The sequence below is a fragment of the Kitasatospora sp. NPDC004240 genome, assembly GCF_053603215.1.
Genome location: NZ_JBSGFD010000117.1, coordinates 1 through 19645, shown reverse-complemented (window position 1 = coordinate 19645; position 19645 = coordinate 1). Strand labels below are relative to the sequence as shown.

General features: G+C 72.7%; 15 protein-coding genes and 1 riboswitch. Of the genes, 9 read left to right on the top strand and 6 right to left on the bottom strand.

Going from position 1 to position 19645, the window contains the following annotated elements:
- Nucleotides 1-146 precede the first annotated feature (146 nt).
- A complete protein-coding gene (locus ACWEQL_RS27350; RefSeq protein WP_452152977.1) occupies nt 147-1139 on the bottom strand; it encodes a terpene synthase family protein in 993 nt (330 codons plus the stop codon).
- A 312-nt stretch (nt 1140-1451) separates the two neighbouring features.
- Between ACWEQL_RS27350 and ACWEQL_RS27345 the strand changes: the two genes are divergently transcribed.
- The 7 genes from ACWEQL_RS27345 (at nt 1452) to ACWEQL_RS27315 (ending at nt 12173) form a co-directional block, all read left to right on the top strand.
- A complete protein-coding gene (locus ACWEQL_RS27345) occupies nt 1452-4439 on the top strand; it encodes an ATP-binding protein (RefSeq protein ID WP_452152976.1) in 2988 nt (995 codons plus the stop codon).
- Between the two features lie 143 nt (nt 4440-4582).
- A complete protein-coding gene (locus ACWEQL_RS27340) occupies nt 4583-5686 on the top strand; it encodes an aldose epimerase family protein (protein ID WP_452152975.1) in 1104 nt (367 codons plus the stop codon).
- 326 nt (nt 5687-6012) lie between these two features.
- The gene (locus ACWEQL_RS27335; protein WP_452152974.1) at nt 6013-7290 is read left to right on the top strand and encodes an extracellular solute-binding protein; all 1278 of its coding nucleotides are present in this window, start codon (nt 6013-6015) and stop codon (nt 7288-7290) included.
- Between the two features lie 119 nt (nt 7291-7409).
- A complete protein-coding gene (locus ACWEQL_RS27330; RefSeq protein ID WP_452152973.1) occupies nt 7410-8411 on the top strand; it encodes a carbohydrate ABC transporter permease in 1002 nt (333 codons plus the stop codon).
- Nucleotides 8412-8463: 52 nt separating this feature from the next.
- Nucleotides 8464-9375: a sugar ABC transporter permease gene (locus tag ACWEQL_RS27325; RefSeq protein ID WP_452152972.1), complete on the top strand. Its 912-nt coding sequence runs from the start codon at nt 8464-8466 to the stop codon at nt 9373-9375.
- Nucleotides 9376-9412: 37 nt separating this feature from the next.
- A complete protein-coding gene (locus tag ACWEQL_RS27320) occupies nt 9413-11128 on the top strand; it encodes a glycoside hydrolase family 13 protein (protein ID WP_452152971.1) in 1716 nt (571 codons plus the stop codon).
- Nucleotides 11129-11153: 25 nt separating this feature from the next.
- Nucleotides 11154-12173 (top strand): LacI family DNA-binding transcriptional regulator, encoded by a 1020-nt coding sequence (locus ACWEQL_RS27315; protein WP_452152970.1) that lies wholly within the window; start codon nt 11154-11156, stop codon nt 12171-12173.
- Nucleotides 12174-12257: 84 nt separating this feature from the next.
- Here the strand turns inward: ACWEQL_RS27315 and ACWEQL_RS27310 are convergent, their stop codons facing one another.
- The 3 genes from ACWEQL_RS27310 to ACWEQL_RS27300 form a co-directional block, all read right to left on the bottom strand.
- Nucleotides 12258-12461 carry a hypothetical protein gene (locus ACWEQL_RS27310; RefSeq protein ID WP_452152969.1) on the bottom strand — a complete coding sequence of 68 codons (204 nt, stop codon included), beginning with the start codon at nt 12459-12461 and terminating at the stop codon, nt 12258-12260.
- 163 nt (nt 12462-12624) lie between these two features.
- Nucleotides 12625-13905, bottom strand: a complete 1281-nt coding sequence (locus ACWEQL_RS27305; protein WP_452152968.1) for a transglycosylase family protein — start codon at nt 13903-13905, stop codon at nt 12625-12627.
- A riboswitch (cyclic di-AMP (ydaO/yuaA leader) is annotated at nt 13892-14063 on the bottom strand. It overlaps the preceding gene by 14 nt.
- A 1051-nt stretch (nt 14064-15114) precedes the next feature.
- Entirely contained in the window at nt 15115-16002 is an 888-nt protein-coding gene (locus ACWEQL_RS27300; RefSeq protein ID WP_452152967.1) for a hypothetical protein, read from the bottom strand.
- Between the two features lie 506 nt (nt 16003-16508).
- On the opposite strand from ACWEQL_RS27300, the gene ACWEQL_RS27295 reads away from it, so the two are divergent.
- Nucleotides 16509-16763 (top strand): DUF397 domain-containing protein, encoded by a 255-nt coding sequence (locus ACWEQL_RS27295; RefSeq protein WP_452152966.1) that lies wholly within the window; start codon nt 16509-16511, stop codon nt 16761-16763.
- Nucleotides 16764-16959: 196 nt separating this feature from the next.
- Here ACWEQL_RS27295 and ACWEQL_RS27290 read toward each other — a convergent pair whose 3' ends face one another.
- Nucleotides 16960-17466, bottom strand: a complete 507-nt coding sequence (locus tag ACWEQL_RS27290) for an ATP-binding protein (RefSeq protein WP_452152965.1) — start codon at nt 17464-17466, stop codon at nt 16960-16962.
- Nucleotides 17467-17884: 418 nt separating this feature from the next.
- Between ACWEQL_RS27290 and ACWEQL_RS27285 the strand changes: the two genes are divergently transcribed.
- The gene (locus tag ACWEQL_RS27285; RefSeq protein ID WP_452152964.1) at nt 17885-18751 is read left to right on the top strand and encodes a helix-turn-helix domain-containing protein; all 867 of its coding nucleotides are present in this window, start codon (nt 17885-17887) and stop codon (nt 18749-18751) included.
- 49 nt (nt 18752-18800) lie between these two features.
- Here ACWEQL_RS27285 and ACWEQL_RS27280 read toward each other — a convergent pair whose 3' ends face one another.
- Complete coding sequence (locus tag ACWEQL_RS27280; RefSeq protein ID WP_452152963.1) at nt 18801-19379, bottom strand: TetR/AcrR family transcriptional regulator; 579 nt, start codon at nt 19377-19379, stop codon at nt 18801-18803.
- Nucleotides 19380-19645: the final 266 nt, after the last annotated feature.

The window sequence follows — 19645 nt, the reverse complement described above, 5'->3', positions numbered from 1 at the left end:
CGGGACACCCGCCGACGGGCCACCCTAGTCCGCCCCGGCGGGGACGGCTACGGTGCGTGCAGGGCCGGTCCACGGACGGTGCCGCGACCGGCCCGCGGACGGTGCCGTCACCGGGCCGCGACCCGGCCGCGACCGGCCCGCGGCGATCAGGCCGAGGGCTTGGTCCCGGTGCCGGGCGTGGAACCGCTGGCGCACGCCGTCCGGTAGCGCCCGGTGCGCCGCTCCCAGCGCAGGTAGCCGGCCAGCCAGGTGAGCAGCCCGTCCGCGTACCGCTGCGCCACGATCCGCTCCACCCGGGACAGGCCCAGGCCCCGGTGGACGGCGGGCAGTTCGGCGTACAGCTCGTGGCAGCGGTCGACCATCAGCTGGGCCTCGGCCAGCACCACCGCGCAGGCCTCCTCGGCGGAGCAGCCGCGCTCGCGCTGGACGATCATCACCAGGTTGTTGACGTCGCCGCGCGGCGCCTCCAGCGGGAAGGACCGCACGTCGTTGCTGAGCGAGGGTATGTCGGCGGCGAGCTGGCGCAGTTGGCGCAGCACCGGGTGGTGGAACACGCCCGGCGGGACCTCGAAGCGGCCGAGGCGCTCGACCATGTCGAAGATGGTCTCCATGGCGGCGGTGCCACGGCGCAGCACCAGGTAGCCGTTGCGGTCCGGCGGCCGCTCGGAGATCCGTCCGGCGGCCTCGGCGGGGTGGCTGGCGAGGTACCACTCCCAGTTGTAGGCGGCGCGCGCCTGCCAGCGCGCGGGCATGCCGCGCGCGCTGCGCTCCCAGAGGTCCGCGAAGGCGGTCTGCACCGCCGAGGACGGGTCGGGGCGGGCGCCGTGGAGGACCTCGATGAGCCGGCCGCAGATCGGGGTGACCTCGGCGGGGCGGCGGCCGAGCGGGCCGTCGAACTGGTCGTCGAAGAGGAAGTAGAAGCCCATCAGGTCGGCCGCCAGGGCGAGTTCTTCCGGTCCGGCGTCGGGGTAGCCGAGCGCCGCGAGCTCGACCACCTCCCAGTGCGCGTACGCGGGGTGGTCGGGATCGGCGATCAGCGGGTGCCGGTCCAGCCAGTCGCGGTGGAGCGTGGTGGCGTACGGGCCGTGGAGGTTGCGCCGGTGCGGGAACGGGATCTGAAGTGAGCGTTCGTCAGACATCGGACTCCCGGGCTACGGAGGGTGGTGGGGGTGCTGAGAGTGGGGGAGGGGGTGATGCTGGGGCCGGGGGCGGGCGAGCCGTGCGGAAAGGGCTCGACGGACGCAGTGTGGCATGGCATGATCAACACCGGCTAGCGGGCGGAAGAGTATCCGATGCGATGACCCGACGTTAGGTATATAGGGCAATTGCCCCCGGCAAGCTGCCCGAACCCTCCATTCCGGCCCCGGCCTGGGCGAATGCCGCACGGCGTGCTCCCCGCGGCGCTAACCTCGCAACCACGACCAGGGTCCGTCGACGGTGGAGGCGCAGCGGTGACCGAGCAGGAACACGAACATCGGGCGACGGCCGGACACGACCGGGACACCGCGCCGCCCCGGGTCCGCCTGCGCGACCGTGACAACGAACTGCGGTCCGCCGAAGAGGCGGTGGAACGACTGTGCCGCGAATTCGCCTCCGGCGGTACCGAGATCGGCGAACTCCTCACCTTCTACGGCCGGCCCGGCATCGGCAAGACCAGTCTGCTGCACGAGGTCCGCCGGATCGCCAAGCTCCGCGAGGGCACCACCGTGCTCTTCGCCCGCGGTGGCGAACGCCAGTTCACCGAGCCCTACCACGTCCTGCGCCAGCTGCTCCAGCCCGTCCTCGGCGGCCTCTGCGCGGAGGAGCGCGAACAGGTCCTCGGCACCTGGGTCGACGTGGTCGGCCCCGCCATCGGCCTGCAGGCGCCCAAGGCCGGCGCCCGCCGCCTCGACCCGCAGGGCGTGCGCGACGGCCTGGACTTCGTGATGGCCCAACTCGCGCCGCGCATGGCCCCGTTGGTCTTCATCGTCGACGACCTGCACTGGGCCGACCTGGAATCCCTCAACTGGCTCGCCACCTTCTCGCTGCGCGCCAAGGAGCTGCCCGTCCTCCTGGTCTTCGCCTTCCGCGAGGACGAACAGGACTGGAACGAGGAGGCCGCCAAGCACCGCCAGGAGATCGACCGGCGTGCCACCCGCCGGCACGAGCTCAAGCGCCTCACCCTCGACTCCATCACCGACATGCTCCGCTCCGAGCTCGGCGACGAGGCCGAGGGCGCGTTCTGCTACGAGTTCTGGAACGTCGTCAGCGGCAACCCCTACCAGGCCTTCGCCCTGCTGGAGCAGGTCCGCGACCAGGAGCTCGAACCGGTCGAGGAGAACTCCACCCAGCTGCGCGAACTGGCCGTCGACGCCACCGGGACGACCCTCAAGGGCTGGCTCGACCGGCTCGGCGCCACCACCCTGCGCTTCGCCTGGGCCTGCGCCATGCTCGGCACCGACATCCGCCCCGACCTCGCCACCCGGATCTCCACCCAGAGCCCCGAGGGCGCCCGCGAGTCCGTCAAGCAGCTGCGCAAGCAACGGGTGCTGACCCAGACCCCCAACGGCAACCTGGAGTTCGTCCACCCGCTGATCGGCAGCTCCATCTACAACACCATGCCGGAGTCCACCCGCACCGGCATGCACGGCGTCGCCGCCGCCGAGATCGAGAACGCCGGCCTCGGCCTGCTCGCCGCCTCCCGCCACCTGGTCGAGACCTTCCCCGGCGAGGGCGACGACCGCACCGTGCGCAAGCTGCGCCGCGCCGCCGGCGAGCACCTGCTGATCGGCTCCCCCGAGGCCGCCCAGCGCTGCCTGCGCCGCGCCCTCGACGAGCCGCCGGAGGACCACATCCGCGCCGAGGTGCTGTACGAACTCGGCTGCGCCGCCCTGCTCACCGACCCCTCCGCCACCGTCAACCAGCTCAAGCTCGCCCTCGACCCCGAGGAGGGACCGCTGCGCCCCGCCCTGCGGGTCGACGCCACCTTCCGGCTCTCCGAGGTGCTCGCGCACAGCGGCGAACTGCGCGAGGCCGCGCTGGTCTGCCAGCGCGAGGCGGAGCGGACCGTCGACGACCCGGCGGGCGAACTCCGGCTCCAGGCCGCCTCGTTCATGTGGCACGCGTTCCGCAAGTCCGAGGAGGACGGGCCCGCCCGCTCGGCCCGGCTGGGCCGGCTCTGCGCGGACCTCACCGGCCGCGAGGCCGCCGACCGCGCCGTCCTCGCCATGCGCGCCTGGGACCTCACCCTGCGCGGCGAGCCCTCCGCCGACGCGCTCCTCCACGCGGACGAGGCCCTCGACAACGGCCGGCTGCCCAAGGGACTGGGCTGGACCGACAGCACCTGGGGCTTCGAACTGCCCTCGATCATCGGCCTCACCTACACCTACAACGACCGGATCGCCCAGGCCGAGCGGCTGTTCTCGGACGCCATCATCCAGTTCGAGTTCGCCGGCTGGAGCGGCGCCCACCGGGGCTTCGCCTACTTCCTGATGGGACTGGCCCGCTTCCGGCGCGGACTGCTCGCCGAGGCCGAGGACTTCCTGCGCCGCGCGCTGCGCCTCTCCGAGCGGATCGGCCCCAAGCTGCCGCTCGCCTGGGACGCCGTCGGCGTGCTGGTCGACACCCTGCTGGCCCGCGGCCGGGTCACCGAGGCCTGGGAGGTCGCCAACGACTTCGGCTTCCGCCCGCCGTACCACGCCAACGCCATGGTGCTGCCCGACGCGCCCTCGCTGTACGGCAAGCTGCTGCTGGCCATGAAGAAGCCGGCCGGCGCGGTCGCCGCGCTCACCGAGGTCGGCTCCCGGCTGGAGGAACGCGGCTGGCACAACACCGTCTGGGCGCCGTGGGCCAGCCACCTCGCGATCGCCCTCGCCGACGACGACCCCGACCGGGCCCGCTCGCTGGCCGACAAGGCCGTCGCCTCCGCCCGCAAGTTCGGCACCGCCTCGGCGATCGGGACGGCGCTGCGCCTGAACGCGCAGATCGAGGACGGCCAGCAGGCGGTCGACCTGCTGGAGCAGGCCGTGCTGCACCTCGGCCAGTCCCCGGCCGGCTACGAGCACGCCGTCGCCCTGGTGGACCTCGGCGCCGCGCTGCGCCGGGTCGGCCGCCTCGACGAGGCCCAGGAGCACCTGTACCAGGGCATCGAACTCGCCCAGTACTGCTCCGCCGAGGGCCTGGTCGGCCGGGCCCGGCGCGAGCTCGCCAACTACGGCCTGCGGCCCAACCGGCTGCGCAGCTTCAGCAAGGACGCGCTCAGCAAGCCCGAGTGGGAGGTCGCCCGGCTGGCGGTGGAGGGCCTGCCGCCGCAGCGGATCGCCGAGGAGCTGGACGTCCACCTCAGCCTGGTCAACCGTCGCCTGGCGGCGGTCTACCGCAAGGCCGGCAGCGGCCCGGACGGGCTGGCCGCCGCCCTGGAGATCCAGGCCGAGGAGCGGGGCGCCCCCACCGAGGAGTGAGCACCCCGGCGCCCGCGGCAGAACGACGGCGCGCGGGGCTCCAGGAGAGCCCCGCGCACCTCTCAGCTGACTAGGCTGGCCCCGTACGGAAACCGGACCGGGCGGCCCCGCGGTGAGCCGTGGCCGCCAGTGAGGAGCAGGCCATGGCGACGCCCCCGGAGCAGCGGGCGGACCGGCGGGCGGACGGCCCGCCCGTGACGAGCGTGCGGCGCGAGCCCCTGGAGCCCTCCGGCGCGGGCGCGGCGATCGAACGCTGGACGCTGCGGGCCGGCCCGTACGAGGCGAGCGTGCTCACCCTCGGCGCCACCCTGCACACCCTGTCGGCCCCGGACCGGGCCGGCCGCACCGCCCAGGTGCTGCTCGCCCCCGACCGGCTCGCCGGGATCCTCGGCCCGGCCCGGCACTACGGTTCCGTGGTCGGCCGCTACGCCAACCGCATCGACGGCAGCCGGGTCGTCCTGGACGGCGCCGCGCACCCGCTCGCCCCCACCGGCGGCGGCATGACCCTGCACGGCGGACCGGACGGCTTCTCGCACCGGATGTGGGAGTCCGAGCCGCTGCCCGACGGGGTCCGGCTGCACCTGCACAGCCCGGACGGCGACCAGGGCTTCCCCGGCGGGCTGGACACCTGGATCGACTACGCGCTGGACGCCGCCGGGGAGCTCACCATCGCCTACCGCGCGGTGACCACCCGCCCCACCGTGCTGAACCTCACCAACCACGCCTACTTCAACCTGGCCGGCGAGGGCTCCGGCGACGTCCTGGGCCACCTGCTCACCCTGGACGCCGACGGCTACACCCCCGCCGACGAGCGACAGATCCCGTACGGGCGGATCGACCCGGTGGCCGGGACGCCGTTCGACTTCACCACCGCCCGCCCGATCGGCAAGGGCGTCCACGACGACCACCCGCAGCTGACCGGCCCCGGCGGCTACGACCACAACTGGGTGCTGCGCCCGCGTCCGGCCGACGGCCGTCCGGCGCGGGCCGCCCTGCTGGAGGACCCGGTGAGCGGGCGGACGCTGGAGGTGCTGACCACCGAGCCCGGGCTGCAGGTGTACACGGCGAACAAGTTCCGCGGGGACGTCACCGGCGCGCGCGGGGTGCCGTACGGGCCGCACGCCGGGGTGGCGCTGGAGACCCAGCACTTCCCGGACTCCCCGCACCACCCGTCCTTCCCGAGCACCGAGCTGCGGCCGGGGGAGGAGTTCCACTCGACGACGGTGCTGCGGCTCGGGGTGAACTGAGCCGTAACACGGGGGTCGCAACCGGGGTGGCCGCAAGCCTTTCAGAGGGCTTGCGGCCACTTTCCGTTTGCATGATCCACTGGCAAAAACGGACAGATCGGGGCAATTGGGAGCCCTGTCAACTACCGCGCGGCAACGTGAAGGACACGCGGGCGTAACGATCCCCGTTTCTTGCAGAAACTTGCTGCAAGGACTTTCCGGGGCGCTCGGCCCGCTGTTACGTTCCTTCCCAGCTCGACGGCCGCAAAGGCGCAGTCGGCACGAGGCAGCCATTATGCGCCTGCCTCCCACCACATCGGGCACCCCCACCCCCTCTAGGAGTTCTCATGCGGCGTGGCATCGCGGCCTCTGCCCTCGTTGTGGCCCTCGCGGTCTCGATGGCTGCTTGTAGCAGCAGCGGCTCCAGTTCGGACGGCACGGCCGGCGGGCCGGTCACCCTCACCTACTGGGACACGTCGAACGCCACCAACGAGGCGCCGAACTACCAGGAGCTGGCCAAGAAGTTCGAGGCGGCCAACCCGAACATCAAGGTCAACTTCGTCAACGTCCCGTTCGACCAGGCCCAGAACAAGCTCCAGACCGCCATGGGGGCCAAGGGCGCTCCGGACGTGTTCCGCTCGGAGGTCGGCTGGACCGCGGCCTTCGCCAAGGCCGGCTACCTGGAGCCGCTGGACGGCACCCCGGCCGCCACCGACTCGGCGGCCTTCCAGCCCAGCCTGATCCAGCAGGCCAAGTACCAGGGCAAGATCTACGGCATCCCGCTGGTCACCGACACCCTCGGTCTGCTCTACAACAAGGACCTCTTCACCAAGGCCGGTGTCTCCGCCGCCCCGAAGACCTGGGACGAGCTGAAGACCGCGGCCGCCACCATCAAGGAGAAGACCGGCGCCGAGGGCTTCTGGCTGAAGGCCGCCGACGGCTACTACGCGATGCCGTTCCTCTTCGGCGAGGGCACCGACACCGTCGACGCCGCCGGCAAGAAGATCAGCATCACCTCGCCCGAGGCCGTCCGCGGCGTCGAGACCTACAAGTCGATGTTCACCTCGCCCGGCATGGCCAAGGCCGACGTCACCACCGACGCCTACGCCCACATGATGGACGCGTTCAACAGCGGCAAGGTCGCGGCGATCATCCAGGGTCCCTGGGAGATCACCAACATCTACAAGGGCGCCGCCTTCTCCGACAAGAAGAACCTCGGCATCGCGGCCGTCCCGGCCGGCTCCGCCGGCAAGGCCGGCGCCCCCACCGGCGGCCACAACATCTCGGTGTACGCCGGCTCCGACGCCGCCCACAAGGCCGCCGCCGCCAAGTTCGCCGCCTTCATGACCTCCGCCGAGAGCCAGGCGTTCATCGCGCAGAAGAACTCCACCCTGCCGACCCGCGCCGACGCCTTCACCCCCGAGGTCAAGGCCGACCCCGGCATCGCCGGCTTCCAGGCCGTGCTGGACAGCGCCAAGCCGCGTCCCGAGCTGGCCGAGTACAGCTCGCTGTTCGGCCCCTTCGGCACCAACCTCGGCAAGATCGTTCAGGGCACCTCGACCCAGGAGGGCCTGAACACCGTCTCCACCGACTTCGCCAAGCTCCTCCCCGGCTTCGCGAAGTAAGTCCCAACGAGCCGCCCGGCCCGCCGCCACCCCCTGCCGGCGGGCCGGGCGGCCACCCCCGTATCCCCAGCAGTCCCACCACCCGAGGCTGCGGACCTCCCCCGAGAAGGTGTCGAACAATGGCAGTCGCCGTGCAGGGCGCTCCCGGCCAGGGCAGCCGGGACCGCGAACCGCGTCCCGGCCTCGTGCAGCGCCTCAAGCTCTCGTACGCCAAGAACTGGTACGCCTACGCGATGATCGCGCCGGTCGTGCTGGTCCTCGGCGTCCTGGTGCTCTACCCGCTGGCCGAGGGCTTCTACCTGACCCTCACCGACGCCAACAGCCTCAACTCGGCCCGCAAGATCGGCGTCAACGAGATCCCGGCGACCTACAAGTTCGTCGGCTTCGACAACTACGCCGACATCCTCTGGGGACCCGGCTCGTACGACCGGTTCTGGTCGCACTTCGTGTGGACCATCAGCTGGACCGCGCTCTGCGTGCTCCTGCACTACACGATCGGCCTGGGCCTGGCCCTGCTGCTCAACCAGAAGCTGCGCGGCCGCGCCCTCTACCGGATGCTGCTCATCCTGCCCTGGGCCGTCCCCACCTTCGTCACCGTCTTCTCCTGGCGCCTGATGCTCGCCGACGGCGGCGCCGTCAACGGCCTGCTCTCCGCCCTCCACCTGCCCGAGCCCGGCTGGCTGGACGACCCGACCGCCCAGAAGGCCGCCGCCGTCCTGGTCAACACCTGGGTCGGCGTGCCGTTCATGATGATCTCGCTGCTCGGCGGTCTGCAGTCGATCCCCGCCGAGCTGTACGAGGCCGCCGAGATGGACGGCGCCACCGCCTGGCAGCGCTTCCGCCACGTCACCCTGCCGGGGCTGCGCACGGTCTCCTCGACCGTCGTCCTGCTCGGGGTCATCTGGACCTTCAACCAGTTCGCGGTGATCTTCCTGCTGTTCGGCAACGGCGCGCCCGACACGCAGCTGCTCGTCACCTGGGCCTACCGCCTCGGCTTCGGCCAGCAGCCCCGCGACTACGCGCAGTCCGCCGCGTACGGCGTGATCCTGCTGTCCATCCTCATCGTCTTCACCGCCTTCTACCGGCGCTGGCTCGCCCGCAACGAGAAGGCCAACGGCTGACGCCGCCCCGCCGAAGCCCCGACCGAAGCGACCAGGAAGGCAGGTACCCCCGATGACCACCACCACCGAACGACCCACCGCCCCCGCGGCCCGCCCCGCCGCGCACGCCGCCCGCAAGCCCCGCCGCCGCGGACGCGGCCAGGCGGGCCCCCTCGCCACCGCGCTCTCGCACGGCGCGCTGATCCTCGCCAGCGCCGTCGCGCTCTTCCCGGTGCTGTGGATCGTCTACATCTCGCTCGGGCCCGACAAGACGGACTACCTCCACCCCGGCGAGATCCTCGACAAGATGACGCTGTCGAACTACGACACCGTCCTCTTCGACACCGACTTCTTCGCCTGGTTCGGCAACGCCTTCCTGGTCTCCGGCGCCACCACCGTGCTCGGTGTGATGATCGCCGCCACCACCGGCTACGCCGTCTCCCGGATGCGCTTCCCCGGCCACCGCCCGCTGATGTGGTCGCTGCTGGTCACCCAGATGTTCCCGATCGCGGTGCTGATCGTGCCGATGTACACGATCCTGTCCGAGCTCAACCTGCTGGACACCTACCTCGGTCTGATCCTGGTCTACTCGACCACCACCGTGCCGTACTGCGCCTGGCTGCTGAAGGGCTACTTCGACACCATCCCGGTGGAGATCGACGAGGCCGGCCGGGTCGACGGGCTCAGCCCGTTCGGCACCTTCTGGCGGCTGGTGCTGCCGCTGGCCCGCCCGGGCCTCGCGGTCGCCGCGTTCTACTCCTTCCTCACCGCCTGGGCCGAGGTCGCCTTCGCCTCCACCTTCATGCTCAGCTCCGACAACTACACGCTGGCCGTCGGCCTGCAGACCTTCGTCAGCGAGCACGACTCCCAGTGGAACCTGATGGCCGCGACCGCGGTGCTCATCGCGATCCCGTCCTCGGTCCTCTTCTACCTGGTGCAGCGGCACCTGGTCACCGGCCTGACCGCCGGCGCCTCCAAGTCCTGACCGCTCCAGCAGTTCTCACCACCAAAGGGAAACCCCCATGACCCAGAACCTGGCCGACACCTCCCGGCCCGCCGCCGACACCACCGCTCACGAGGCGACCGCCGGCGCGTCCAGAGGCTGGTGGCGGGACGCGGTCATCTACCAGGTGTACCCGCGCAGCTTCGCCGACTCCAACGGCGACGGCATGGGTGACCTGCCCGGCATCCGCAGCCGCCTGCCCTACCTGCGCGACCTGGGCGTGGACGCCGTCTGGCTGTCCCCCTTCTACGCCTCCCCGCAGGCCGACGCCGGCTACGACGTCTCCGACTACCGCGCGGTCGACCCGATGTTCGGCACCCTGCTGGACGCCGACGCGCTGATCCGCGATGCCCACGAGCTGGGCCTGCGGATCATCGTGGACCTGGTCCCCAACCACTCCTCCGACCAGCACGAGTGGTTCCAGCGCGCCCTGCGCGAGGGCCCCGGTTCGGCGCTGCGCGACCGCTACCACTTCCGTCCCGGCAAGGGCGGGAACGGCGAGCTGCCGCCCAACGACTGGGAGTCGATCTTCGGCGGCCCGGCCTGGACCCGCAGCGAGAACCCCGACGGCACCCCGGGCGACTGGTACCTGCACCTGTTCGCCCCGGAGCAGCCCGACTTCAACTGGGAGAACCCGGCGGTCGCCGACGAGTTCCGCTCCATCCTGCGCTTCTGGCTGGACATGGGCGTCGACGGCTTCCGCATCGACGTCGCCCACGGCCTGGTCAAGGCCCCCGGCCTGCCCGACCTCGGCGGCGCCGACCAGCTGAAGCTGCTCGGCAACGACGTGATGCCCTTCTTCGACCAGGACGGCGTCCACGCGATCTACCGCAGCTGGCGTAAAATCCTCGACGAATACCCGGGCCAGCGGATCGGCGTCGCCGAGGCGTGGACCCCCACCGTCCAGCGCACCGCCAACTACGTCCGCCCCGACGAGCTGCACCAGGCCTTCAACTTCCAGTACCTGGGCACCTCTTGGGACGCCGCCGAGCTGCGCGAGGTCATCGACGTCTCGCTCGACTCGATGCGCCCGGTCGACGCCCCCACCACCTGGGTGCTCTCCAACCACGACGTCACCCGGCACGCCACCCGCTTCGCCAACGAGCCGGGCCTGGGCACCCAGATCCGCACCCCCGGCGACCGCGGGCTCGGCCTGCGCCGCGCCCGCGCCGCCACCCTGCTGATGCTCGCGCTGCCCGGCTCCGCGTACGTCTACCAGGGCGAGGAGCTCGGCCTGCCGGACGTCACCGACCTGCCCGACGAGGTCCGCCAGGACCCGTCCTTCTTCCGCAAGGCCGGTCAGGACGGCTACCGCGACGGCTGCCGGGTGCCGATCCCGTGGTCCGGCACCGAGGCCCCGTACGGCTTCGGCCCGACCGCCGGCGGCCCCAGCTGGCTGCCCCAGCCCGCCACCTGGGCGGAGCTCAGCGTCGAGGCGCAGACCGGCGACCCGACGTCCACCCTGGAGCTGTACCGCAGCGCCCTGGCCGTGCGCCGCGAGCACCCCGCGCTCGGCGCGGGCACCGAGGTCGAGTGGCTGTCCGGTCCCGAGGGCACTCTGGTCTTCCGCCGCCGCTCCGCCGCCGGGTCCTTCGTGTGCACCGTGAACACCACCGGAGCCCCGGTGCGGATCCCGGCCCCGGGCCGGCTGCTGCTCTCCTCCGACGACGCGCTCACGGTGGCCGGCGGCGAGGTCGAACTCGCTCCGGACAGCACCGGCTGGTGGGCGGTTTGACGTGATTGCAATAGGCTCTGGGACCGTGACTACGGCGCGACTCTCAGACATCGCGGCACAGGCAGGGGTCAGTGAAGCCACCGTCTCCCGCGTGCTCAACGGAAAGGCGGGCGTCTCCGCCACCACGCGGCAGACCGTGCTGGCGGCGCTCGACGTGCTCGGGTACGAGCGGCCGACCCGGCTGCGCCAGCGCAGCGCGGGGCTGATCGGCCTGATCACCCCGGAGCTGAGCAATCCGATCTTCCCCGCGCTGGCGCAGGTGATCGAGCAGGTGCTGAGCCGGCACGGCTTCACGCCGGTGCTCTGCACCCAGATCCCCGGCGGTTCCACCGAGGACGAACTGGTGGAGATGCTGGTCGACCGCGGGGTCGCGGGCATCGTCTTCGTCTCCGGCCTGCACGCCGACACCAGCGCCGACCACGGCCGGTACGCCCGGCTCGCCGGCCGGCAGGTGCCGTTCGTGCTGATCAACGGCTTCAGCGAGCAGATCGACGCCCCGTTCATCTCGCCGGACGACCGGGCGGCGATGTGGATGGGCGTCCAGCACCTGGTCGAGCTCGGCCACGAGCGGATCGGCCTGGCGGTCGGGCCGCGGCGTTACGTGCCGGTGCAGCGCAAGATCGAGGGCTTCACCGCCGCGATGAAGGAGCTGCTCGGCCGAAGCCAGGAGGAGACCGAGAACCTCGTCCACCTCACGCTGTTCAGCGTGGAGGGCGGGGACGCGGCGGCCGGGGCGCTGCTCGACAAGGGCTGCACCGCGATCGTCTGCGGCAGCGACATGATGGCGCTCGGCGCGATCCGCGCGGTGCGCCGGCGTGGCCTGTCGGTGCCGCAGGACGTCTCGGTGATCGGCTTCGACGACTCGCCGCTGATCGCCTTCACCGAGCCGCCGCTGACCACCGTGCGCCAGCCGGTCGAGGCGATGGCCATCGCGGCCGTGGACGCCCTGCTGGAGGAGGTCGGCGGGAACGCCGCCCAGCGCGGGGAGTTCATGTTCCAGCCGGAGCTGGTGATGCGCGGCTCCACCGGCGGCCGCGCCAGGTAGCCGCCGCGCGCGTACGCGAGAAGGGTCCCCGGGAAGCTCCCGGGGACCCTTCTCGCGTTCCTCCGCGCGTTCCTCCGCGTGTTCCTAGCCCTCCTGGGCGGTCGGCCGGTCCTGGGCGACCCGGTGCCCGTCCGAGGCGTCGCCGGTCCGGGTCTCGGTGCGGCGGCCGCGGGCCAGGTAGTCGCGGAGGATCAGCTCGACGGCGTCCTGCGGGTTCCTGGTGCCGGAGAGCATCATCGCGTCGATCGCGAGGTTGGCGTCGAGCGTGACGGTGACCTGTGGTGCCATGGTGACTCCTCCTCGGGTGCGGGGCAGCAGCATGCCCCGCCGGGGAGGGTTCCGGCCACGCGGGCAGGTCCGGGGCAGGTCCTGAGCGCGCCGGCGCGTACTCGGGCAGGCCGAAGCCCCCGGGGGAGCGGCAGGGCTCCTCCCGGGGGCTTCGGGTGCGGGATCAGACGCGGCCGGCGAAGTCCGGGGCCCAGCTCGCGACGGTCGCCACGCGGACGCCCGAACGCGGGTTGGCGGCCTCGACGTACTTGCCGTCGCCGATGTAGATCGCGACGTGGTAGACGCCGGAGTCCTTGCCGTTGTTGGACCAGAACAGCAGGTCGCCCGGCTGCAGGGAGTCCAGCGAGACGTGGGTGCTCGCGGCGGCCTGGTCGGCGGCGACGCGCGGCACCGAGATGCCGGCGGCGCGCAGGGCGGCCTGGGTCAGGCCGGAGCAGTCCCAACCGCCGTTGCCGGTGCCGCCGTAGACGTACGCCTGGCCGACCTTGGACTGGGCGAAGGAGACCGCGGCGGCCTTGGAGCCGGTGACGGCCTGGGCCGCCGGGGCCGGGGTCTGGGCGGCGGGCTTGGCCGCGGCCGGCTTGGTGGCCGGGGTGGTCGCCGCGCCCTGCTGGGTCTTGCCGCCGGAGCGGTCGAACCAGTCGAACTTCTGCTCCGAGGCGCCGTCCTGGGAACGGCCGCCGCGCTCGCCCAGGGCCAGCTGCTGGCCCGGGTAGATGACGTTCGGGCCGTCGGTCAGGACGTCGCGGTTGAGCTCGTACAGGCGCTCCCAGCCGCCCTGGACGTGGTTGCGGTCGGCGATCGCGGAGAGCCAGTCGCCGGCGATGACGGTGTACTGGCCGCGGCCGTCCTGCTGGCGCCACTTCTGCCAGTCCTGGGCGCCCTTGGCGGCGTCCTGGGCCGGGGTCTGCGCCGGGGCCTGCGCGGCGGGCTTGGGGGCCTCGGCGGGCTTCGGGGCGGCGGGGGCCGGGGCGGCCGGCTTGGCGGCGGGGGCCGGGGTGGCGGGCTTGGCGGCGGCCGGGGCGGCGGTGTCGACGGCGGCGGGGGCGCCGCCCTTGGTCAGGCCGGCCTTGACGGAGCAGACGGGCCAGGCGCCGGGGCCCTGGACGGCGAGCACCTTCTCGGCGGTCGCGATCTGCTGGTCCTTGGTGGCCAGGTCGGCGCGCGGGGCGAAGGCGGTGCCGCCGAAGGCGGCCCAGGTGCTGGAGGTGAACTGCAGGCCGCCGTAGAAGCCGTTGCCGGTGTTGATGGCCCAGTTGCCGCCACTCTCGCACTGCGCGACCTTGTCCCAGGTGGCGACCGAGGCGGCGGAGGCGGAGCCGGCGGTGAGGGTGGGGATCGAGAGGCCGACGCCGGCGACGCCGATGGCGGCGATCAGGCGGCGGGCACGGCGGGGCAGGGCGGTGCCGTTGGTGGGAAGCATGAAGACGTGGTCCTCTCCCACGCCTGCGAGGTGAGCTGTCGGATTCGGGCTGGAGTTGCCCGGCCGCGCTGTGGTTGGCGGCTTCACCCCTAGCCCTGAACCGGCCGCGAGGACCGGTCCGGGGCGACTTACCTGTGGGTCCCCCGCTCCTGCCGTGGTGCGTTCTGCGCTGCCAGCGCATCCGACGGCAGGACTCGGCGTTGCGGATGCACTGGGTCCGTGTGGCCACGAACGGGGAGCACGTTAAGCAGACCCGTTCTCAAACCGCAAACATGTGTGACGCTCGTCACGAGGTGCGGGCGCGGCCCGATTCCGCTGTCCATCATGATCAGAAATGACCGTTTTCCGGCAACCTCCGTACGGTCGAGCGGTTCTGCCCGTGCATCAGGGGCGAGGTGCGGCGTGGCCGACCGGGTGGCGGGTTGCGCGACGACGGGCGCGGCCGAGGGGCTGGGGTGGTCGTCGCCGGTCCCGAAATGCCCTGGCGCGCATAGCCGGTCAAAATGCGGCAGACCGGACAGAGTGGACGGGTGGCCTCCAACTTCGCCGCCTCGGTGGGCGATGCTCCGCCGGTCGGCGGGGTGCCGGCCGCCGCGGTCGGCTCCCAGGTGGCGCGGGTACGCGTTCGGGCAAAGCGCCAAAGATCGGGCATACGGGACGAATGGTCTCCAACTCCGGCGCTCCGCAGGAGGATGCGCCGCCGGCCGCGGGGCGGGCGCGGTGGCCGCCGCGGTCGGCGAGGGGGCCGCTGCGTCGCCCGCTGAGCGGGCCATGGGCCCCCGTCCGGGCCCGTGGCCGCCCTCGGCGCCCCGAGCGGCCCCGACGGCCCCCAGGCGGCCCCTGCGGCCCCGCGCCGGCCGTCGCCGGGCGAGCCGCCGTGGCTCCGGTGCCGCCGCCGGGGCGGTGGCGCGCGGCCCGCGGAGCGTCGTACGGGTCACCGAGGAGGTGCTGCTCGACGCCGACGGCACCTCAACCCGGCACGCATGCCCACGGGTTGCCGTTCCGGGGGCGAACCGGCCGTCACCCCGGCCGGCCCTGCCCGGCCAGGGGGTTCCAGAGCCCGCCACGACCTGGTGACCGCGCGGTCCGTCAGTGGAACCACCGTCACCCCGGCGGGCGCGCCGCAGCGGTACGCCCACCCCCGCGGCCTGCGGCGCCCGGCAGGTGGCGGAAAAGGGAGGGGCCCGGTACCGACACGCGGTACCGGGCCCCTCGGGCGTCCGTACGGACCTACTCGGCGGCGGGCTCCTCGGCGTCGGCCTCGGCCGGCACCTCGACGGGGGCCGGCAGCGCGGCCAGGTAGGTGGAGGCGATCAGCTGGCCGACCGTCGGGTAGGCGCCCAGCGGGGCGGCGCTCGGGCAGCCGGTCTCCTCGGCGGCGGCGGCCAGCAGCTCGGCGTCGGCCTCCGGGCCGATCACCAGCGGGGCCAGCGCGGGGCGCTCGGAGCCGGTGTCCTTGAGGTGCTGGACGGCGGCGGCCACCGAGCCGGGCACGTCGAGCGCGGCGGCGACCACCGGCACGGCGAGGCGCGCGGCGAGCAGCACGCCGGTGATGCCGGCCGCGGCGGCGGCCTCCTCGCCACCGACGGTGGTGAGGACCACGCCGTCGGCGGCGGTGGCGATGGCGAACAGCCGGGCGCGGTCGGCGCGGGCCAGGTTGGCCTCGGAGAGACGGACGTGGACGGCCTCGGCGAGCAGCGGGTGCGGGCCGAGCGCGTCGGTGACGGGCGAGCCGTACTCGGCCGCCAGCGCGTGCAGGTCGTCGAGGAAGCCGTGCGGGCCGGCGACCAGCGGTACCACGATCGGCGCGGGCGCGCCCACGCCGGCGGCGTGCGCCAGCAGCTCGGCGACGGTGCGCTCGCCGGAGTTCTCGGCGCCCTCGGCGTCGGCGAGGTAGCCGGCCGCCGTCTCGACGCCGTTCTGCTCGCTGCGGACGATCGACAGCAGCTCGTCGACGACGGGACGGGACTCGGGCCCGGCGGTCGCGGGCACGGCGAGCAGCAGGGCCGGGGAACCGGCCGGGATCTCGGGGCGCTCGGGACGGCGGTGGCGCCCCCGCGCACGGGAGCCTGGAGTGCGGACGGGCAGTGGCGCGCCCGGGATGGCTGCGGTGCTCATGGCGGAGATCGTAGGACATCGGCCCGCCGGGGTTGCAGTCGGCTACCGCACGGGGAGGGTCGGAGCGTCCGTAATCCGGACATTTCTCGCCGAATCTCCACTCGGTCACCGGTGCCGGATATGACGCTCCCGGGCGGGGGGTCCGTTGCAGCCTCCGGGAGTGAGATGTCTCACAGGTTTGAAACCGGCTGACGGAGGGTCACGGGCGCGCGACTCCCGGCGTTCGAAGATCAACATTCAGCGGGGGGTCGCCTACGGGGGGTTATCGGAGGGCCCCCGATTCAGTCGACTATGTCCGTTTACGTACCGTCAGGCGGGGGTCGGGGGGTCACCCGTGAAGGCCTCGTGCACCTGCAACGTCCCGTGCTGATGCACGTGCACTGCCAGCTATCATCGCGTCAAGTGAGGCGTTGTGCCGGGCCGGTACGGGGCCGGCCCCCGTCGTCGCGGCTGAGGGCCGGGGCGCCGAGCTGGACGATCACTCCGGAGCTCTTCGGGAGACTTCTATGCACGACACGTACGACACCTATGACGCGCACAACGGGATGGCGGCTGCGGACCTCAAGGATGTGGTCTGGCAGAAGAGCCTGTACAGCAACTCCCAGGGCAACTGCGTCGAGTTCGCCGCCCTCCCGGGGGGCGAGGTGGCGATGCGCAACTCGCGCTTCCCGGACGGGCCGGCGCTCATCTACACGCGGGCCGAGATCGCCGCGATGCTGCTCGGCGTCAAGGACGGGGAGTTCGACCACCTGGCGGTCTGACCGGCCGCCGTCTTCGCCATCGGGTGGCCGTCGTGGGTGCTGACACCACGACGGCCTTTGTCCTCTCCGGCCGCCACGCGCCCGTCGGCGCGGTTCCGGGCCGCATGTCCGGCCGCGTGTCCTGCCGCGCGCCCCGCGACGTGTCCCGTCGCGAGCTCCGCCGCCGCCCGTCCTGCCGCATGTCCTGCCGCGCGTCCTAGGCGGACCGCCGGTGCCGCCCACCGGCCTCCACCGTCGCGCTCTCCTCGGACTCGAAGAGCGCCCAGACCACCTTGCCGCCGCCCAGCGGGTGCCAGCCCCACGAGCGGCTGAAGGAGTCGACCAGGTGCAGCCCCCGGCCGGACTCCGCGACGAAGTCCGCCTCCCGGGCCACCGGGCCCGTGGTGCTGGGGTCGCTCACCGCGCAGACCACCTGCGGGGAGCGGTGCACCAGGCTGATCCGGATCGGCAGCCGGCCGTCGGGGACGGCCTGCGCCGGGACCAGCAGGCCCGGTTGATCGGGGCGCGCGCCTATCGCGTGCCGCAGGGCGTTGGTCACCAGTTCCGAGGCCACCAGCGCGACGTCGTCGAACAGCTCGCCCAGTCCCCAGCGCTGGAGAGCGGTCCTGGCGAAGTCGCGCGCGGTTCTGACGGCTTCGTAGCGAGGGGCGAGCGTACAGGTGACCACATGGGGGTCGACCGCCAAAGCCGTTCCGGTGCTCATGAAGAGCTCCTCCCATAAGGGGGCGGACACGGCTGGACCCGCCGGGGTCATGCCGGTCACCTCCGACTCGCTAGGCCGCACGGCCACCCGGCGACCGGTGAGCGCGCGCACACGAACGCCCGGTCGCGCGGGGGACGCTGCCGGGCGGGTGCACGGAGTCGCGCGTGGGGTCGACGCGGAGCCCGCGGGATTGCCAGGGATGTGCAGGTGCACGTGCACCATGGTCCTCTGCGCTCACTGCAGATGCAAGAGTCGATTCACGTGCAGTAGCACTATTGGCATATGCAAGCGCCGGATGCACGTGCATCCTGGTGTGCAGAGTACAGAACTGATAGGAACATCCGTCAGTATCGGCACCGTCAGCGCTCAACTGATGGCAGACTGTGCGCTGTTTGCCCTAGGTGGAGGTTTCGACCGCATGACCACAGTTCAGCCGGGCGGCGGCTCGATGGTCCGCCGGATCCTCCTCGGTTCCCAGCTGCGCCGGCTCCGCGAGGGGCGCGGCATCACCCGTGAGGACGCCGGGTACGCGATCCGGGCCTCGGAGTCCAAGATCAGTCGGATGGAGCTCGGCCGGGTCAGCTTCAAGGAGCGCGACGTCGCCGACCTGCTGAGCCTGTACGGCGTCGACGACGGGGCCGAGCGCGAGGCGCTGCTCGGGCTGGTCCGGGAGGCCAACAAGTCGGGCTGGTGGCACAGTTACAACGACGTGCTGCCGGGCTGGTTCCAGACCTACGTCGGCCTGGAGGAGGCCGCCGCCCTCATCCGTACCTACGAGGTGCAGTTCATCCCCGGGCTGCTGCAGTCCGAGGACTACGCGCGGGCCGTTTTCGGCCAGAGCCGTCCGGTCATCAGCGACGAGGAGATAGAGCGCCGGGTCAGCCTGCGCCAGCGCCGTCAGAAGCTGCTGACCGACGGCAGCAGCCCCCGGCTGTGGGCCGTCATCGACGAGGCGGCGCTGCGCCGGCCCGTCGGCGGCCCCAAGGTGATGCGCGGTCAGGTGCAGTACCTGATCGACGTCGCCGAGCAGGCCAACGTGGTGGTGCAGGTGATGCCGTTCCGCTTCGGCGCGCACGCCGGGGAGTCCGGGGCGTTCACCATCCTGCGCTTCCCCGAGCAGGACCTCGCCGACGTCGTCTACCTGGAGCAGCTCACCAGCGCGCTCTACCTCGACAAGCGCGACGACGTCGACGCGTACATCCAGGTCATGGAACGCCTCTGCGTCGACAGCCTGACGCCGGAGCGGACCATCGACCTGCTGGCGTCCATCCTCAAGGAACGCTGACCGCGGCGCTCCGCCACCCGCGTTCCTGCGGCCGCCGGCCCCGGGCCCCTCAGCCCCGGGCCGGCGGCCGTTCGCGTTCCGGCGGGAGCGGCTGCGGCGGGCGGCCCAGCTCCCAGGCGAGACCGTAGCGGCCGAACAGGTCGGCCCGGATCGGCGCCAGCGACAGCTCCGCGCCCGGCAGCAGCACACCGATGCAGCCGCCCATCAGCGCGCTGCGCAGCACCGCGTGCTCGGCCACCGGGTCGGGCGCGCCCCAGTCGCGGAGCAGGCCCTGGAGGATCGCCCCGACCCGCTGCTGCTCCGGGTCCTGGACGAAGGCGCCGGTGTCCGGGTCGAGGATCAGGGCCAGGTGCGAGCGCATCACCCGGGGGTGCTCCAGGGCCATCCCGAGCACGGCGTCTACGGCCCTGGCCAGCCGGGCGTCCGGCGAGGACCCGGCCGGCAGCCCGGCCAGCGCCGCGGACAGCTCCAGGTGCATCATCCGGTGGGTGGCCGCCTGCATCAGCAGCCGTTTGCCGTCGAAGTAGTAGGAGAGCAGCCCCCGGGCGAGCCCGGCCCGCTCGGCTATGTCGCCCAGCGTGGTGCCGGCGTACCCGCGCTGGTCGACGAGCTCCACGGTGGCGCGCATGATGCGGCGGCGGGACCGTTGGCGCATTTCCTCGTTGACCGATTCCCCGCGAGGTGCCATCGTGTCTGCTCCGTACGTTCGTTGGCTCCCGGCCAATATACTGGCGGGGGTCCGGCCGAACCGGAGTACCCACAGGTAGCGGGTACCGCGGGCGGGCTCGTACGGAAGCGCCGGCTCCACCAACACGGGGGTTTGGTGGAGCCGGGCGCCGCCCCACGGGGCGGGGGGGCGGACGGGCGCGGGCGGGGGTGGTGGAGGGAGAGCGG

Coding starts and splice junctions, on each gene's coding strand:
- ACWEQL_RS27325 (WP_452152972.1), top strand. CDS start 8,464: ATGACCACCACCACCGAACGACCCACCGCCCCCGCGGCCCGCCCCGCC.
- ACWEQL_RS27320 (WP_452152971.1), top strand. CDS start 9,413: ATGACCCAGAACCTGGCCGACACCTCCCGGCCCGCCGCCGACACCACC.
- ACWEQL_RS27280 (WP_452152963.1), bottom strand. CDS start 19,379: ATGCGCGCCACCGTGGAGCTCGTCGACCAGCGCGGGTACGCCGGCACC.
- ACWEQL_RS27295 (WP_452152966.1), top strand. CDS start 16,509: ATGCACGACACGTACGACACCTATGACGCGCACAACGGGATGGCGGCT.
- ACWEQL_RS27335 (WP_452152974.1), top strand. CDS start 6,013: ATGCGGCGTGGCATCGCGGCCTCTGCCCTCGTTGTGGCCCTCGCGGTC.
- ACWEQL_RS27300 (WP_452152967.1), bottom strand. CDS start 16,002: ATGAGCACCGCAGCCATCCCGGGCGCGCCACTGCCCGTCCGCACTCCA.
- ACWEQL_RS27330 (WP_452152973.1), top strand. CDS start 7,410: ATGGCAGTCGCCGTGCAGGGCGCTCCCGGCCAGGGCAGCCGGGACCGC.
- ACWEQL_RS27285 (WP_452152964.1), top strand. CDS start 17,885: ATGACCACAGTTCAGCCGGGCGGCGGCTCGATGGTCCGCCGGATCCTC.
- ACWEQL_RS27340 (WP_452152975.1), top strand. CDS start 4,583: ATGGCGACGCCCCCGGAGCAGCGGGCGGACCGGCGGGCGGACGGCCCG.
- ACWEQL_RS27310 (WP_452152969.1), bottom strand. CDS start 12,461: ATGGCACCACAGGTCACCGTCACGCTCGACGCCAACCTCGCGATCGAC.
- ACWEQL_RS27350 (WP_452152977.1), bottom strand. CDS start 1,139: ATGTCTGACGAACGCTCACTTCAGATCCCGTTCCCGCACCGGCGCAAC.
- ACWEQL_RS27290 (WP_452152965.1), bottom strand. CDS start 17,466: ATGAGCACCGGAACGGCTTTGGCGGTCGACCCCCATGTGGTCACCTGT.